This window comes from Enterobacter sp. 5-4, from assembly GCF_000612205.1.
In the GTDB taxonomy this organism is placed as follows: Bacteria; Pseudomonadota; Gammaproteobacteria; order Enterobacterales; family Enterobacteriaceae; genus Enterobacter; species Enterobacter roggenkampii.
Genome location: NZ_JFHW01000018.1, coordinates 20,288 through 35,566, shown reverse-complemented (window position 1 = coordinate 35,566; position 15,279 = coordinate 20,288). Strand labels below are relative to the sequence as shown.

The 15,279-nt window shown below is 57.9% G+C and carries 14 protein-coding genes; 4 read left to right on the top strand and 10 right to left on the bottom strand.

Translation table 11 applies throughout. The features are described from left to right. Window positions 1–74: 74 nt before the first annotated feature. The 3 genes from AA74_RS0110410 to fdhF all read right to left on the bottom strand — a co-directional run bounded on the left by AA74_RS0110410 (window position 75) and on the right by fdhF (window position 3,492). Window positions 75–749, bottom strand: a complete 675-nt coding sequence (locus AA74_RS0110410; RefSeq protein ID WP_025912340.1) for a tetratricopeptide repeat protein — start codon at window positions 747–749, stop codon at window positions 75–77. Between the two features lie 121 nt (window positions 750–870). Next, complete coding sequence (locus AA74_RS0110405; RefSeq protein WP_008500037.1) at window positions 871–1,023, bottom strand: Hok/Gef family protein; 153 nt, start codon at window positions 1,021–1,023, stop codon at window positions 871–873. A gap of 321 nt (window positions 1,024–1,344) precedes the next feature. After that, the gene (fdhF, locus tag AA74_RS0110400) at window positions 1,345–3,492 is read right to left on the bottom strand and encodes a formate dehydrogenase subunit alpha (RefSeq protein ID WP_084832421.1); all 2,148 of its coding nucleotides are present in this window, start codon (window positions 3,490–3,492) and stop codon (window positions 1,345–1,347) included. Window positions 3,493–3,748: 256 nt separating this feature from the next. Here fdhF and AA74_RS0110390 point away from each other — a divergent pair, with 256 nt between their 5' ends. Next, window positions 3,749–4,480, top strand: a complete 732-nt coding sequence (locus AA74_RS0110390) for a response regulator (protein WP_021242940.1) — start codon at window positions 3,749–3,751, stop codon at window positions 4,478–4,480. Window positions 4,481–4,483: 3 nt separating this feature from the next. Here the strand turns inward: AA74_RS0110390 and lpxO are convergent, their stop codons facing one another. The 7 genes from lpxO to AA74_RS0110355 form a co-directional block, all read right to left on the bottom strand. Further along, window positions 4,484–5,392: a lipid A hydroxylase LpxO gene (lpxO, locus tag AA74_RS0110385; protein ID WP_025912338.1), complete on the bottom strand. Its 909-nt coding sequence runs from the start codon at window positions 5,390–5,392 to the stop codon at window positions 4,484–4,486. A 143-nt stretch (window positions 5,393–5,535) separates the two neighbouring features. After that, window positions 5,536–6,543, bottom strand: a complete 1,008-nt coding sequence (locus AA74_RS0110380) for a carbohydrate kinase family protein (protein WP_023293506.1) — start codon at window positions 6,541–6,543, stop codon at window positions 5,536–5,538. After that, window positions 6,540–7,400 carry a ketose 1,6-bisphosphate aldolase gene (locus tag AA74_RS0110375; RefSeq protein ID WP_025912336.1) on the bottom strand — a complete coding sequence of 287 codons (861 nt, stop codon included), beginning with the start codon at window positions 7,398–7,400 and terminating at the stop codon, window positions 6,540–6,542. Before AA74_RS0110375 ends, AA74_RS0110380 begins: the two co-directional genes overlap by 4 nt. Before the next feature lie 10 nt (window positions 7,401–7,410). Then, window positions 7,411–8,097, bottom strand: a complete 687-nt coding sequence (locus tag AA74_RS0110370; protein ID WP_025912335.1) for a D-lyxose/D-mannose family sugar isomerase — start codon at window positions 8,095–8,097, stop codon at window positions 7,411–7,413. Window positions 8,098–8,146: 49 nt separating this feature from the next. Next, window positions 8,147–9,088, bottom strand: a complete 942-nt coding sequence (locus AA74_RS0110365) for an ABC transporter substrate-binding protein (RefSeq protein ID WP_021242935.1) — start codon at window positions 9,086–9,088, stop codon at window positions 8,147–8,149. A 30-nt stretch (window positions 9,089–9,118) separates the two neighbouring features. Then, on the bottom strand, window positions 9,119–10,114 hold the full coding sequence (locus AA74_RS0110360) for a ribose ABC transporter permease (RefSeq protein ID WP_008500046.1): 996 nt from the start codon (window positions 10,112–10,114) through the stop codon (window positions 9,119–9,121). Beyond that, the gene (locus tag AA74_RS0110355; protein WP_021242933.1) at window positions 10,111–11,631 is read right to left on the bottom strand and encodes a sugar ABC transporter ATP-binding protein; all 1,521 of its coding nucleotides are present in this window, start codon (window positions 11,629–11,631) and stop codon (window positions 10,111–10,113) included. The genes AA74_RS0110360 and AA74_RS0110355 overlap by 4 nt, the downstream gene beginning before the upstream one ends. A 181-nt stretch (window positions 11,632–11,812) precedes the next feature. Here AA74_RS0110355 and AA74_RS0110350 point away from each other — a divergent pair, with 181 nt between their 5' ends. The 3 genes from AA74_RS0110350 to yjdP all read left to right on the top strand — a co-directional run bounded on the left by AA74_RS0110350 (window position 11,813) and on the right by yjdP (window position 15,236). Continuing rightward, on the top strand, window positions 11,813–14,089 hold the full coding sequence (locus tag AA74_RS0110350) for an ATP-binding protein (RefSeq protein WP_025912334.1): 2,277 nt from the start codon (window positions 11,813–11,815) through the stop codon (window positions 14,087–14,089). A 121-nt stretch (window positions 14,090–14,210) separates the two neighbouring features. After that, on the top strand, window positions 14,211–14,837 hold the full coding sequence (locus AA74_RS0110345; RefSeq protein WP_008500049.1) for a GNAT family N-acetyltransferase: 627 nt from the start codon (window positions 14,211–14,213) through the stop codon (window positions 14,835–14,837). A gap of 75 nt (window positions 14,838–14,912) precedes the next feature. Next, on the top strand, window positions 14,913–15,236 hold the full coding sequence (gene yjdP, locus AA74_RS0110340) for a DDRRRQL repeat protein YjdP (RefSeq protein ID WP_021242926.1): 324 nt from the start codon (window positions 14,913–14,915) through the stop codon (window positions 15,234–15,236). Window positions 15,237–15,279 lie beyond the last annotated feature (43 nt).

The window sequence follows — 15,279 nt, the reverse complement described above, 5'->3', positions numbered from 1 at the left end:
AAGTGTTACCTATGTTCCCGGTCTGATCTGTCACCTATGTATCCGGTCATACAGCAGCGCCACCGGGCAATGGTTTACTCCCCGCTCAACGCATCAAACTCTTCACATCCCGTATCAAACCCTTCCGTACAGCTCAGGTTTAACCAGTACAGCGCTTTCTGTTTATTGGGCGTGATAAAGCCTTTCTCACCCTGCCTGAACAACATCCCAGCCCAGTACTCGGCGTAGCCGGTGCGCGAAAGGGCTGAACTCCGCTTGAACCACGAGGCGGCCTGCACGTCATCCTGCGCTACCTCGACGCCGTTGGCATAAATCAGCCCCAGCAGCAGCTGTGCATCGACCGCAGAGTCGCTGTCGATATCTTCGGTTGCCGTGTGCAGCAGTCTGATGGCCTGGGGATAGTCCGTTTTTCCCGCCTGAGTATTCACCAGAATGCGCGCCAGCATGATCGCGCCGCGTTTGCTGCCAGCAATGTTTGCCTGCTGTGCCAGGGCTTTGGCCTGTGTGTAATTGCCCTGCGTAAAGAGGATTTGCGAGAGCAACCCCATGGCGTCGACATCGCCGCCTTTCGCGGCTTTCTCGGCCCACAGCGCGGCCTGCTTGCCGTCGCCGGAGCTGAAGTATGTATCGGCAAGATAATACTGGGCACGCGCATCACCGGCTTCCGCCTGTTTCCGATACTGGCTGCCTATCTCATCCGCGCGGGCGAAGGACGTTAAAAACACTAACAACAGAAAAATGGCTTTCATGGATTCTTATCATCTGGGTACACGCCGCGCAGTATAATCGCGGGCGCAAAAGAAAAAAATGGGTGCATTAAGACCTCAGCATCCTACAAGCCGGGCGGAACCGTTGTTCCGCCCGTAGAGGTTAGCCTGGGTTGCAGGCTAATTTAGCCGCCACCTCCTGATGCTCACTCTTTATTGAAAACTCGCAGAGCCTGCCGCGAGTAATAAAGGTAAAGATCACTATCGTCAGGCAAACAATAAAGACGATGCCTAACGCAGTTTTTAATGGCGTCATGCCTTTTACTCCTTGTGTAAAAAAGAATAAGAGGCTACTCTCAACCTGTTGGGTGTTGAGGGGTAGCCTCGGGTGAATGCAAGTATCCCGGGGCTTTCCACTTTCTGTCCCTCAACAATGCTCAAGACAGAAAGTCTTAAGCACCCGCCGAATATCTTATCCCTCTGAATTAAAATGCAAAGATGTAATTCTTTTTCGCGAAAATTACATTATTTCTGCGAGCCGTTTTCCAGAATATTAATTGATATTATTGATGGGTTACTCGGAAATAAAAAGGGAGTGAATATTTCACTCCCTTTATTCATCGATGAATTAACGGCTTCAACCCATTGCGCTTTCGCGCAGTCGGGCTTTTAGCTTGTTATATTCGTCGATCACATACTGTTCCGCGGCGTGCTGATCCGCAATCGGCTCAACGTTTACGGCGCAGTATTTATACTCCGGCGTTTTGGTTATCGGGCTTAAGTTCTCCGTTACCAGCTCGTTGCAGGCACCAATCCACCACTGGTAGGTCATATAGACCGCCCCTTTGTTTGGACGATCGCTGACCTGCGCACGGGTGATAATCCGCCCTTTGCGCGAGTTCACCCACACCAGCGCTTCATCCTCTATACCGAGCCGTTCCGCATCGGCGGTGTTGATCTGCGCGTAGCCCGGTTCATCCGCCAGCGCCGCCAGCGCGGCGCAGTTGCCGGTCATCGAACGACAGGAGTAGTGGCCCACTTCGCGTACGGTGGAGAGCACCATCGGATACTCATCGGTGAGTTTATCGATCGGCGCGACCCAGTCGCAGGTGAAGAACTGCGCCAGCCCGTTCGGGGTGTCGAATTTCTCCTTAAAGAGATAGGACGTCCCCTGATCGGCCTCTGACTCATCCCGGCACGGCCACTGGATGTATCCCAGCTCACCCATTTTTTCATAGGTGGCGCCGTAGAAGTCCGGACACAGGCTGCGCAACTCATCCCAGATCTCCTGGGTGTTGTTGTAGTGCATCGGGTAGCCCATGCGGGTGGCGATTTCACTGATGATCTGCCAGTCCGTTTTCAGATCCCACTTCGGCTCGACCGCCTTGAAGAAGCGCTGGAAGCCGCGGTCGGCCGCCGTGTAGACGCCTTCATGCTCGCCCCAGGAGGTCGACGGTAAAATGACATCCGCCGCCGCCGCGGTTTTGGTCATGAAGATATCCTGGACAATCACCAGCTCCAGATCCTCAAACCCTTTACGCACTGCAGAAAGCTCGGCGTCGGTCTGAAGCGGATCTTCACCCATGATATAGGCCGCACGCACTTCGCCATGCGCCGCGCGGTGCGGCAGCTCGCTGATGCGATACCCGGTGTGTTCCGGCAGGCTTTCCACGCCCCACGCCTTCGCAAACTTGGCGCGGTTTTCCGGGAACTTCACGTACTGGTAGCCCGGATACGTGTCCGGCAGCGCGCCCATATCGCAGGCGCCCTGCACGTTATTCTGACCACGCACCGGGTTCACGCCAACGTGGGCTTTACCCAGATTACCGGTCAGCATCGCGAGGCTGGTGAGCGAGCGCACGGTTTCCACGCCCTGGTAGAACTGGGTCACGCCCATGCCCCAGAGAATGGCGGCGGTTTTTGCCCCGGTATACATTCTGGCCGCCTGACGAATCTCCTGCGCGCTGACGCCGGTTATCGCTTCGACGGATTCAGGCGTATAGCCCTCGACTATTTTCTTATACTCTTCAAAGCCTTCTGTACGGGTCGCGACAAACGCCTGGTCGTACAGGTTCTCCTCAATAATGACGTGCCCCATTGCGTTCAACAGCGCGATGTTTGAGCCGTTTTTCAATGCAATGTGCATATCCGCAATGCGCGCGGTTTCAATTTTGCGCGGATCGCAGACGATGATTTTCGCCCCATTCTGTTTAGCGCGAATAACGTGGTTCGCGACGATAGGGTGAGAATCCGCCGGGTTATAACCAAAGATGAAGACGAGATCGGTATTATCTATCTCGTTGATGGCATTACTCATTGCGCCGTTACCGACCGACTGGTGCAGACCTGCAACCGATGGGCCGTGTCAGACGCGAGCGCAGCAGTCGACGTTATTGGTACCAATAACGGCGCGCGCGAATTTTTGCATCACATAGTTGGTTTCATTTCCCGTCCCGCGGGAAGAGCCGGTGGTCTGGATGGCATCCGGGCCATACTTGGCCTTAATGGCACTCAGGCGCGTGGCGACATAATCCAGCGCCTCGTTCCAGGAGACGGCTTCCAGCTTGCCGCCGCGCTCGCGGCGGATCATAGGGGTTTTCAGGCGCGGGGTAAGAATTTGGGTATCGTTAATAAAATCCCAGCCGTAGTAACCTTTCAGGCACAGAGTGCCCTGGTTGGTTTTCCCCTGCGCGGCCTCCGCCCGGACGATTTTGCCGTTATCGACCACCAGGTGGATCTTGCAACCTGAGGCACAATAAGGGCAAACCGTGACGACTTTTTTCATCAGTCTGCTCCAGTTAATCGAATCGTTCGCACCCACTATGCAGCTTCTATGCCATGTTTTTTGTATGGGTATCCCCTGACTTTACGGCCCATCCGGGGTGAAAACCCTGACAAAAAGCAGTCAATCGTCAAAATTGACGTGTCGACAGGGCAGCGGATGTGACATGGGTTGAATTTCCGTCACTGAAAAAACCTTTTGACTGGAGCCGACGGCAGAATAGTTCAGACTTAACATAATCCCCTGACGGAAGCATACGATGAAACCGGCGATTCTGGTGGTTGATGACGATACGGCAGTCTGCGAACTGCTTCAGGACGTGCTGAGCGAGCACGTCTTTAGCGTGCTTGTCTGCCATAACGGCCAGGATGCGCTGCGCCAGGTGCAGCAGGAGCCGAATATCGCGCTTGTGCTGCTGGATATGATGCTGCCGGATATCAACGGCCTGCAGGTTCTGCTGCAGCTGCAAAAGCAGCGTCCGGCGCTACCGGTTGTGATGTTAACCGGCCTGGGCAGTGAGTCAGACGTGGTGGTGGGGCTGGAGATGGGGGCCGACGATTATATTGGCAAACCGTTCAACCCGCGCGTGGTGGTCGCCCGGGTGAAAGCGGTGTTGCGCCGAACGGGCGCGCTGGCGGCAGAAGCCCCCGCAGCGCCCGTCGCGGGCATTGCGTTTAACGGATGGACGCTTGATACCACCCGCTGTGAGCTGATTGATCCGCAGCGTAATACCGTGCCCTTAACCCAGGGCGAGTACGGCCTGCTGCTGGCGCTCACGCAAAATGCCCGCCGGGTGCTGAGCCGCGATCGGCTGCTTGAGCTGACCCACAGCGAAAGCGCTGACGTGTTCGACCGCACGATTGACGTGCTGATCATGCGCCTGCGCCGGAAAATAGAGGCTAACCCGCATCAGCCTGCGCTCATCAAAACCATCCGCGGGTTGGGTTACGTGTTTGCCACTGACGTGAGCCGGCCCGAACAGGCGGCATAAGGCTTACGTTATCGCCGGAACAATGATGGCGGCAAAGATTGCAGCGATGCACAGATACTTGAGGGCGTAATAGGCCTTACGGTTTCTTTTTTTCAGACGCTGCCCCCGTTCGCGGCCCGCATGAACGTATTTAAAAATGCGGTTAATGCCGCCGGTGCTGTCATTCTCGTCATTCGGTGAGCTGGCTGCAGACATTAGCGTGGTTCCCACCCAATGGTTAACCGCCTGCGCCCAGCGCCATTTCATCGGACGCTCGATATCGCAGAAGAGAATAATGCGCGTTTGATCCGTTTTATTCTCTGCCCAGTGGACGTAGGTCTCATCAAAAATAACGGCTTCACCATCCCGCCAGCTGTGGCGCTGCCCGTCGACTTCAATAAAGCAGCGATCGTCATTCGGGGTGAATAAGCCCAGATGGTAACGAACCGAGCCCGCATACGGATCCCGGTGCTTGCCAAGCTTTGCACCCGCCGGCAGCTCGGCAAACATGGCCGCCTTCACCGAAGGGATTTCACTCACCAGCCGGGTCGTCACCGGGCATAAAGACTGCGCGGAGGGATGGGCATCGGCATACCACTTCAGATAAAAACGTTTCCAGCCGCGTTTAAAAAAGGTGTTAAAGCCGGCGTCGTTATTATTTTCCGCTGCCTTAATATGATGCTGCAAACGCAGCGCCTCTTCGCGAATAACCAGCCAGTTTTCCGTCAGCTTATTTAATTCCGGGAAGCGCTCTGTTTCAAAGAAAGGCTGCCTGGCGGGCAGGGAAGAAAACGCCGTCATAAACATATTGATGGGCGCCATAAACGTCGAATGGTCGAAGAGCTGACGGGAAAGCGTCTGTTTTTCTTTGCCGCGGGAATGCGCATAAATAACGCTGATAATGAAAATACCGATGATGATGACTGCGAACATTTTTCCCTTGTCCTCTTTCTATCTCATTTCGGAAAAGCGTGCGGACAGAGTGCTGCCCACGCCGAATATGCCAGATGGAGAGAGTGTAGTTCGGGAATATAAAATTCATAGAACTGTAACGAAAAATCGCAATTATTGTTAAATTAAATGCTCTCGCGAATAAACGCCTGCAGCTCGGCCAGCGTTTTTGCGCCGTCAATCGCATTGGCGGCCAGCAGGCTTGCCCGCGCGCAGGCGTGCGCCAGATAAATACTTTCTGTCAGCGGGAGCGATTCATGGCAGCCGTATAAAAAGCCCGCGCAAAAGGCATCGCCCGCGCCGACGCTGCCAATAATCTCTTCCTGCTCCAGCATCCATGACGGGATCCAGCGACCCTCTTCACCGCGAGCTTCTCCCCATGCGCCTTCCGGACAGTGGATCACCACCCGCTGGCGTACGCCGGCCGCCAGCAGCTGCGCCGCGGCGTCCGCGATATGGGCAATGTGCGGGGCGTCGTTTTCGTCACGCATTGTCAGGCCGCTAAACTCACCGGCCTCCAGCTCGTTAATCACCAGATAGTCGAGATGGCGAAGGGCAGGGAGCACCAGCGGCTGATAGCGCGGGTCGCCCTTGCGGGAAACCAGATCGAGCGAGGTTTCATACCCCTGGTCGCGCATCTGCGCCAGCAGCCGCGCGCTGCGGGTGCCGAACTCGTCATCGGGCATATCCAGGCTGTCGAGTAGAAGGAGATAGCCGAGATGGAAGATCTTCATCGATCCGTCTAAGCGATCGAAGGCGGGAAGATCCAGCAGGCGGTTGGCCCCCGGCGAGTGGAAAAAGGTGCGCTGTCCGCTAGGGTCGGTCATCACCTGCGACATGGAGGTTGGCGCAAAGGTGGTGCGCTGTACGCGCTGGCGGTTGACGTGGTACTGGTCGAGCATCGCCAGAATGTAGTCCCCGTCGCCGTCTTCGCCAATCAGCCCCACCGCCTGCAGCGGCAGGCCAACGTGCATTTTTGCCAGCGTCAGCAGGACATTGAGCGGCGCGCCGCCGGTTGAGCGTTCGCTATGGGTGATTTCCGCCAGCCAGCCGCGCTCCGGCCACTGCACGATCTGGTGGACGTGGTCCACCAGCATATTGCCTGCGGCGATGATGCCTTTGCGTTCCATCATGCCTGCCCCGCGCTGCCGAAGATGCGCATCTGTTCGGCGACCGTATCGGTAATCGCTTCTTCAATGCCGAGCAGCAGTTCGGCAAACTCGTCGTACAGCGGCTGGCGGTTCGCCATGCGCTGCTCCACGGCGGCGAGCGCGGCCTGCGACATGCCGGTATAGAAATTGATTTTATGAATGCCCAGCTCGATGGCGCGGCGAAAGTCGGCATCGCTAATCCCGGAGCCGCCGTGTAAAACCAGCGGCAGCCCCGTCTGCTGACGAATGGCGTCCAGACGCGGGAAATCGAGCTTCGGCTCGCCTTTATACTTGCCGTGTGCGTTGCCGATGGCGACGGCCAGCGCGTCGATGCCGGTTGAATCAACAAATTCGCGCGCCAGCTGCGGATCGGTGAAGAAGGCTTCATCCGCATGTCCGTAAAGCGCGCCCCCTTCATCCCCCCCGACCGCGCCCAGCTCTGCCTCCACGGAGACGCCCACCGCATGGCACATCTTCACCACTTCTCGCGTCTGGCGAACATTTTCCTCATAGCTCAGCGTAGAGCCATCGAACATCACGGAGCTGAACCCTAAGCGCAGGGCGCGCACGACGGCGTCATAATGCAGGCCGTGGTCGAGGTTGAGCACCACGGGAATAGCGTGGCGAGCGGCCTCGAACTTCACCGCTTCGACAAGGGAATCCAGCGACACGTACTTAAAATGCACTTCCGCGATGTTGATGATAAACGGCGAGCGTTCCTGCTTTGCGGCGGCGAATAGCGCGCGCAGGAAGTGGGAGTCGAGCACGTTAAACGCGCCCAGCGCATAGCGGTGTTGTCTGGCGTGCGCAAGACCGTCGGCAAGAGAAATCAATGGCATCATTCACCCCTTATATCCGAAACAGGTTGTACTCGTTGCACAGCACCAGCAGCGCCGGTTCGTCTTCTTCGATGTTGTTATAGCGGGCAACGGGCTGCAAAAAGTGGTTGTCGTGTTCATCGTCATTAACCGAGGAGACTTCGCCCACCAGCACGTCGCCGAAGCCGCGTTCGCCCCAGAAACTGTGGTAAAGAGTGGGCGTCAGGCAGATGCTTTCCCCTGGCGTGAGGCGCAGCTGGCTGCCGGGGGCGTGTGTCTGGCGGCAGCCGTCGACGGTGACGGTCACGTCGGTGTTTTCCGTCTCTTCATGCGCTCCGGCATTCCATAACTCAATGATCAGATTCCCGCCGCCCCGGTTGATGATGTCTTCGCGCTTGCGCCAGTGAAAATGCATCGGCGTCACCTGGCCGTCGCGCACGTGCATGATTTTTTCGGCATAGCTTTTTTCATAAGGCACGCCGTTGGGCGAGCCGTTGCGCAGGGTGAACAGCGTCAGGCCTTCAGCGGCAAAGTTGTTGCCGCCGAACGCCGTCACGTCCCAGCCGAGCTTGAGGTCGAACACTTCCTGCCATGCGGCCTGGTCAAGCTGCTGCCATTTCGTTGGCGCAAAGCTGGCAAAAGGCGGGAGATGAACGTCGTGCATGGAGAAAAACTGCCGCGTGTGGCCGAGGATTTCATTGATGTCGGAGCGTTTCATGGGGACTCCTTGAAAACAGTTCCCTCTCCCTGCGGGAGAGGGAAAAGGATCATTTAACCGTCCAACCCTTATAGGTACCGACGTTCTTTTTATCGATCATCGTCACCGGGATCAGCACGGGCGCTTTCGGCGCGGGTTTGCCCTGGAGAATGTCATAGCCGATCTCCACCGCCTTTGCCGCCATGACCTGCGGATCCTGCGCCGGGGTTGCCACAAACAGCGAGTTTTCACGCTTCAGCGCTTCCTCACCGTCCGGCGATCCATCCACGCCAACGATAAAGAACTCATTGCGCTGAGCCTGTTTCGCGGCCAGATCGGCGCCGATCGCGGTCGGATCGTTAATCGCAAACACGCCGTCGATCTTCGGATTGGCCGCCAGCAGGGAGGTCATGACTTCCAGACCGCCTTCACGACTGCCCTTGGCGTTCTGGTTATCCGAGAGCACCTTGATATCCGGATGTTTTTTGAACTCCGTCTGGCACCCTTCTACGCGGTTTTGTACCGCAGAGACTGGCGGTCCGTTGATGATCACCACGTTGCCTTTCCCTTTCAGGCGGTCGGTAATGTACTTACAGGCCATCTCACCCGCCTGGGTGTTATCGGAGGTGATGGTGGCATCAGCCCCTTCCGCCGCCACGTCGACCGCCACGACCACAATCCCGGCGTCCTTCGCGCGCTTCACCGCCGGGCCGATCCCTTTGGAGTCCGCGGCGTTGAGGATGATCATGTCCACTTTCGCGGCAATGAAGTTGTCGATCTGCGCCACCTGCTGGCCCAGATCGTACCCGCTGGAGACCAGCGTCACCTTGACGTTATCGCCCGCCAGCTTGCGCGCTTCCAGCTCGGCACCTTTGGTGATCTGCACGAAGAACGGGTTAGCCAGGTCGCCCACCGTCACGCCGATGGACTTCAGATCTTTCGCCTGCGCAAACGGCGTTGCGGCAAGCAGCGCGCCAGCACAGAGCGCGGTCACTAAGGGTTTCAAACGCATCTTGTCTTCCTCACTCGTAGGGTATTGTTGTTATGCACTTTGATGGTGTCGGGTACGGTATTTGTCGATCAGCACCGCAATGATGATCACCGCCCCTTTGATCACCAGCTGCCAGAAGTAGGAGACGCCCATCAGCGTCATGCCGTTGTTGAGGGTGGCGATGATCAAGGCACCGACCAGCGTGCCGGTGATCGTGCCGATCCCGCCGACGAAGCTGGTGCCGCCGAGGATCACCGCCGCAATTGCATCCAGCTCGTAACCCGTGCCGAGGTTGCCGTTGGCACTGTACAGGCGTGAGGCACTCATGACGCCGCCGAGGCCGGAGAGCAGGCCGCTCATGCCGTAGACAAACAGCAGCACCAGCCAGACCTTAATGCCCGTTAAGCGCGCCGCCTGCATGTTGCCGCCCACGGCGTAGATGTGAACGCCGAGCGTGGTGCGGCGCAGGATGAACCAGCACACCACAATGACCGCCAGGGCGATCGCCACCAGCCAGGGGATCGGGCCGAGGTAGTTATTGCCGATCCACTCGAAGTTGATGTTGGAGTTAATGACCGTGGTGCCGTCGGCCAGCAGATAAGCCGCGCCGCGCAGCGCCGTATAGGTGCCGAGCGTGACGATGAAGGGGGGCAGCCCGGCAAAGGCCACCAGCGCGCCGTTGAACAGGCCCAGCACCATGCCGAGCATCAGCGCGGCCGGAATGGACAGCCCGGCGAATTCGGGAATGAGCGACACCACCATCGCCGCCACCGCCGTGGTGCCGAGAATCGACCCCACCGAGAGGTCAATCCCGCCGGTGAGGATAATAAAGGTCATTCCCGCCGCCAGCACGATGTTGATCGACGCCTGACGGGTGATGTTGAGCAGGTTGCTCTCAGTGAAGAAGTTGGGCGCAATAAAGCCAAAAACCGCCACGATCAGGATCAGAATCGGCAAAATACCGACCGTTTGCATCAGATCGCTCATCAGCATTTTTTTGGCGGAGGCGGATTTCGCCACCTGCTGCGGATGGGTTGGAGTTGTCATGATTGCACCGCCTGATGATGAGTGTCGTTCACGCCGGTTGCCAGCGTCATAATGTTTTCCTGAGAGATGTCACGCCCGTGAAGCTCGCCCGCGATGCTGCCTTCCCGCATCACGTAAACCCGGTCGCTCATGCCCACCACTTCCGGCAGCTCGCTGGAGATCATCAGGATCGCCACCCCTTTGCGCGCCATCTGGTTCATGATGCGGTAGATCTCGCTTTTTGCGCCGACGTCCACGCCGCGCGTGGGTTCGTCCAGAATCAGAATGCGTGGGCCGATGGCGACCCAGCGGGAGATGAGCAGTTTTTGCTGGTTGCCGCCGGAAAGACCGCCTGCGCGCACCTGCGAATGGGGCACGCGGATATTGAGCAGGGCAATGGCGTCATCGGAAATGGACTGGGCTTTTTTGCGGTTCAGCCAGCCGAAGGTGGCGTCGCGCTCCAGCGTCGCCATAGTGATGTTCTCCTGCGCCGCCAGCTCCAGAAACAGCCCCTGCTCCTTGCGGTTCTCGGTGAGAAAACCGATGCCGTTTTCGATGGCCGCGCGCGGGGAGTGGATCACCACCGGCTCGCCGTCGACCTCAATCATGCCGCCCGTGGCTTTACGCACGCCGAAGATAAGCTGTGCCAGCTCGGAACGTCCGGCCCCGACCAGTCCCGCCAGCCCGACGATTTCGCCGGAACGCACCTGCAGGCTGCACGGCTGTACTTTTTTACCGTCGGTGAGATGGTGGACGTTGAGACGCGGACTGCCGAGGGGAATATCACGCTCCTTGTTGAACAGGTCGCTTAGCGGGCGGCCCACCATCATCTTCACCAGTTCCGACGCGTTCAGCTTGTCGCGCGTCAGGCTCCCGACGTACTGCCCGTCGCGCAGAACGCTGACGCGGTCAGAGAGTTCATAGACCTCCGCCATGCGGTGGCTGATATAGATGATCGCCATCCCTTCATCGCGCAGGCGCAAAATCAGTTCAAACAGGCGATGGGTTTCGCGGGAGGAGAGGGCGGCTGTGGGTTCATCCATCACCAGAATGCGGCTGTTGCGGTGCAGCGCGCGAGCAATTTCCACCTGCTGCTGTTCGGCGATGGTGAGCTTCATCACCAGATCGGTGGCGCTAAACTGCGCGCCGAGGCGGTCAATCACCGCCTGCGCCTGGGCGGCCATCTCCTTGCGCTGGACCAGCCCGCCGCGCGACAGCTCGCTGCCGAGGAAGATATTTTCGGCTACGGTCAGATTGGGCGCGAGCTGCATCTCCTGGTAAATCAGCGTGATGCCTGCGGCCAGCGCATCCTTCGGCCCTTTAATGTGAAACGGCTGGCCGTCGATCAGGATCTCGCCGCCGGTGGCGGTATAGGCGCCCGCAAGGATTTTCATCAGCGTGCTTTTGCCTGCACCGTTTTCACCCATCAGCGCGTGGATCTCACCGGCAAAGACCGTCAAATCCACACCCTTGAGCGCGTGGAAACTGCCAAACGTTTTGGCAATGCTGCGCATCTCTAATACCGGGGTTCTGCTCATGGCGGATCTCCTGTGAATGCCGATTTCTGCACTTCATCACAGGTGCGTAAATGCAAAATGTCAGAAGCTGTTCATATTTGTCATAGTTATGAATAGCTAATCGCCATCACATTTTCCTTTTCCCTCTCCCTGTGGGAGAGGGCCAGGGTGAGGGCACCAAACCGCACAGGAGCCCAACCCCATGCCATCACGCCCCCCATTCTTCGCCAGCGCCCGAGGCCGCCTGCTGATTTTCAATCTGCTGGTGGTCGCCGTGACGCTGATGGTGAGCGGCGTGGCGGTGCTCGGCTTCCGCCACGCCAGCCAAATCCAGGAGCAGGTCCAGCAGCAAACGCTGGACGACATGACCGGCAGCATGAACCTGGCCCGCGACACCGCCAGCGTGGCAACGGCGGCGGTGCGGCTCTCGCAGGTGGTAGGGGCGCTCGAGTATAAAGGTGAAGCCGAGCGCCTGAAGCAGACGCAAATGGCCCTGCGCCACTCGCTGGAGCAGCTTGCGGAGGCGCCGCTGGCGCAGCAGGAGCCGGCGCTGGTGGCGCGTATTATTCAACGAAGCAATGAGCTCCAGCAGAGCGTGACGGAGATGCTGGAGCGCGGACAGCGACGCCATCTGGAGCGTAACGCGCTGCTGAGCTCGCTGTACCAAAGCCAGAGCTACCTGCGCCATCTGCAGGACATCAACCGCCGTTATGACAGTAACGTACCGGATGCGCAGCAGCTGATGGAGATGGACCGGCTGATCGCCGCCGCCATCGATACCCCTTCGCCGCGCGCAACCGTTCAGCAACTGGACGCGGTGGCCGCAACGCTGCCCCGGAGTGCCGCACAGCCGGTTGTGAAGGCGGTTCTGCCTGATTTTAATGCCGAGCTAGGTCAGCTCGCCCCGCTGTCGAAGCAGCTGGAGGAGAGCGATCTGGCGATAAGCTGGTACATGTTCCACATCAAGGCGCTGGTGGCGATCCTCAACAGCGATATCAATCAATATGTTGAGCAGGTGGCGCAGGCCTCCCGGCTTCGCACGGCCCAGAGCCATCACGAACTGCAATCCATCAGCGTGTTTATCACCATTTTCGCCGTGCTGGCGCTGATCATCACCGGGTGTGCCTGCTGGTATATCTACCGCCATCTGGCCTCCAATCTGACGGCCATTTCCCGGGCGATGTCACGCCTTGCGCACGGCGAACAGGATGTTTCCGTTCCCGCGCTGCAGCGGCGTGATGAGCTGGGTGAACTGGCGCGCGCGTTCAACGTTTTTGCCCGCAACACCGCCTCGCTTGAGCACACCACGCGTCTGCTGAAAGAAAAAACCACGCAGATGGAGATCGACCGCATTGAGCGTCAGGGGCTGGAAGAGGCGCTCCTGCACAGCCAGAAAATGAAGGCCGTCGGACAGCTGACGGGCGGGCTGGCGCATGATTTTAATAACCTGCTGGCGGTGATCATCGGCAGCCTTGAGCTGACCGACCCCGAATCAAACGACGCGCCGCGCATTACCCGGGCGCTGAAGGCGGCCGAGCGTGGCGCCTTGCTGACCCAGCGCCTGCTGGCGTTTTCCCGCAAGCAATCCCTGACCCCGCATGCGGTAGAGATGCAGCCGCTGCTGGAGAACCTCCGGGAACTGCTGCGTCACTCCCTCCCTGCCACCCTGACCCTGGAGATCGAAGCGCAATCCCCGGCATGGCCCGCCTGGATAGACGTTAGCCAGCTGGAAAACGCCATCATAAACCTGGTGATGAACGCGCGCGATGCAATGGAAGGGCAAAGCGGGGTGATAAAAATCCGCACCTGGAATCAGCGCGTCACCCGCAGCGACGGGCGCAGGCAGGATATGGTGGCACTGGAGGTCATTGACCGCGGCTGCGGGATGTCTCAGGAGGTGAAATCCCGCGTCTTTGAGCCGTTCTTCACCACCAAACAGACCGGGAGCGGGAGCGGGTTAGGCCTGTCGATGGTCTACGGCTTTGTCCGCCAGTCCGGCGGTCGCGTGGAGATCGAGAGCGCGCCGGGGCAGGGGACGACCGTCCGGCTTCACCTTCCGCGATCGACGCTACCCGTAGTTCCTGAAGATGAAACGCTCTCTGCCACCGCCTCCGTCGATAGCGAGCGGCTGGTACTGGTGCTGGAAGATGAAGCTGATGTCCGTCAGACCCTGTGCGAGCAGCTGCACCAGCTTGGCTACCTGACGCTCGAAGCGGAAAACGGCGAGCAGGCGCTGAGCATGCTGGCGGCGTCGCCGGGTATTGGTATGTTTATCAGCGACCTGATGTTGCCCGGAAGCCTGAGCGGGGCCGAGGTGATTAGTCATGTGCGCAGCCACTATCCGCAGCTTCCGGTGCTGCTGATCAGCGGACAGGATTTACGGCCCACGCATAATCCTCAGCTGCCGGACGTTCAGCTACTGCGCAAGCCGTTTACGCGGGTGCAGCTGGCGCAGGCGCTGCGGAAAATATGTTTTTAAATGCCCCTGTTTAGGATTTCATCAAGAGCATCGTTGACGCCGGTGATGTTAATCTGCGCAAAATTTAGCAGATTGGGATATAAAAGGAATTATGCCGGTACTCACAAAGGGGGACTCACAAATGATCGTGATGCCTACAACATACAGCCCGAGCACAATTGCCAGGTCGTTTAAACTCGTTGATGAGTTTGAGCTTTCCGGGCGAGTGCTACATGTTATTTTTGATAGCCAGACGCCAAGAGCTGCGATTATTGAAGCGGATATCGAAACCTTCGATGGGGTGCCCCGGCATCGGGTTGTTGCTGCCCTGGATTTACAACGTAAAACGCATTTGGGTGAAGATATCATTGCCGTCGAGCGCTGTTGGGAAGATGCCAATGTCATTCAGGTAGAAGGTATCTGTGTTGATCCCGCCGAGCGTGACAAGGGACTGGCAACTCGCCTGTATGAAGCCCTGGTATTACAGTGTGGCGTGACACTTGTCAGCGACTTTGAACAATATGAGGGTGGGAAGATGCTCTGGCAGAAAATTGCCCGCGAGTCTGACCAAATCGCTGTATTTGTTCTTGATACCGAGCAGGGCGCATTTTGGCCGTATGATGGTAGCAAGGTTATCTATGACGGAGGGTGTATCCCCGAAGATCGTATCTGGAGCCATTCGCCGGATCAAAAATGCTACGGCATCGTCCTGGTCGCAGAAAATAAACAGCGTGCGAATCAACTGATGGAAGTCCCAGGACATAACTGAATTTGAGATTCCTCCGCTACCCCCACACCCTGCTGTTCATTACCTTAAGGCCAGTTCACCTGCGAGTCTGGCCTTATGAAACGTTACTCTACCGCTCTGTTATTTGGTCTGCTGTCACTCACCAGCCAACTGGCGCATGCCGATATCGTTGATGATGCTATTGGCAATATTCAACAGGCAATCAACGACGCCTATAACCCCAGCAGCAGCCGCAGCAACGATGATGACGATCGTTATGACGATAACCGTCGCATGGATAGCCGTCAGTATGACGATCGCCGTCGGCAGCTTGAAGACAGACGCCGCCGTTTAGACGAGCGTCAGCGCCAGCTGGATGACGACAGACGCCGTCTGGAAGAGGATGAGCGCAGGTTGGAAGACGATTACGATCGAGGCTAAAGCCTGGTGGCGCTTCGCTGACGCAGGCCTACAAAACCCTGGC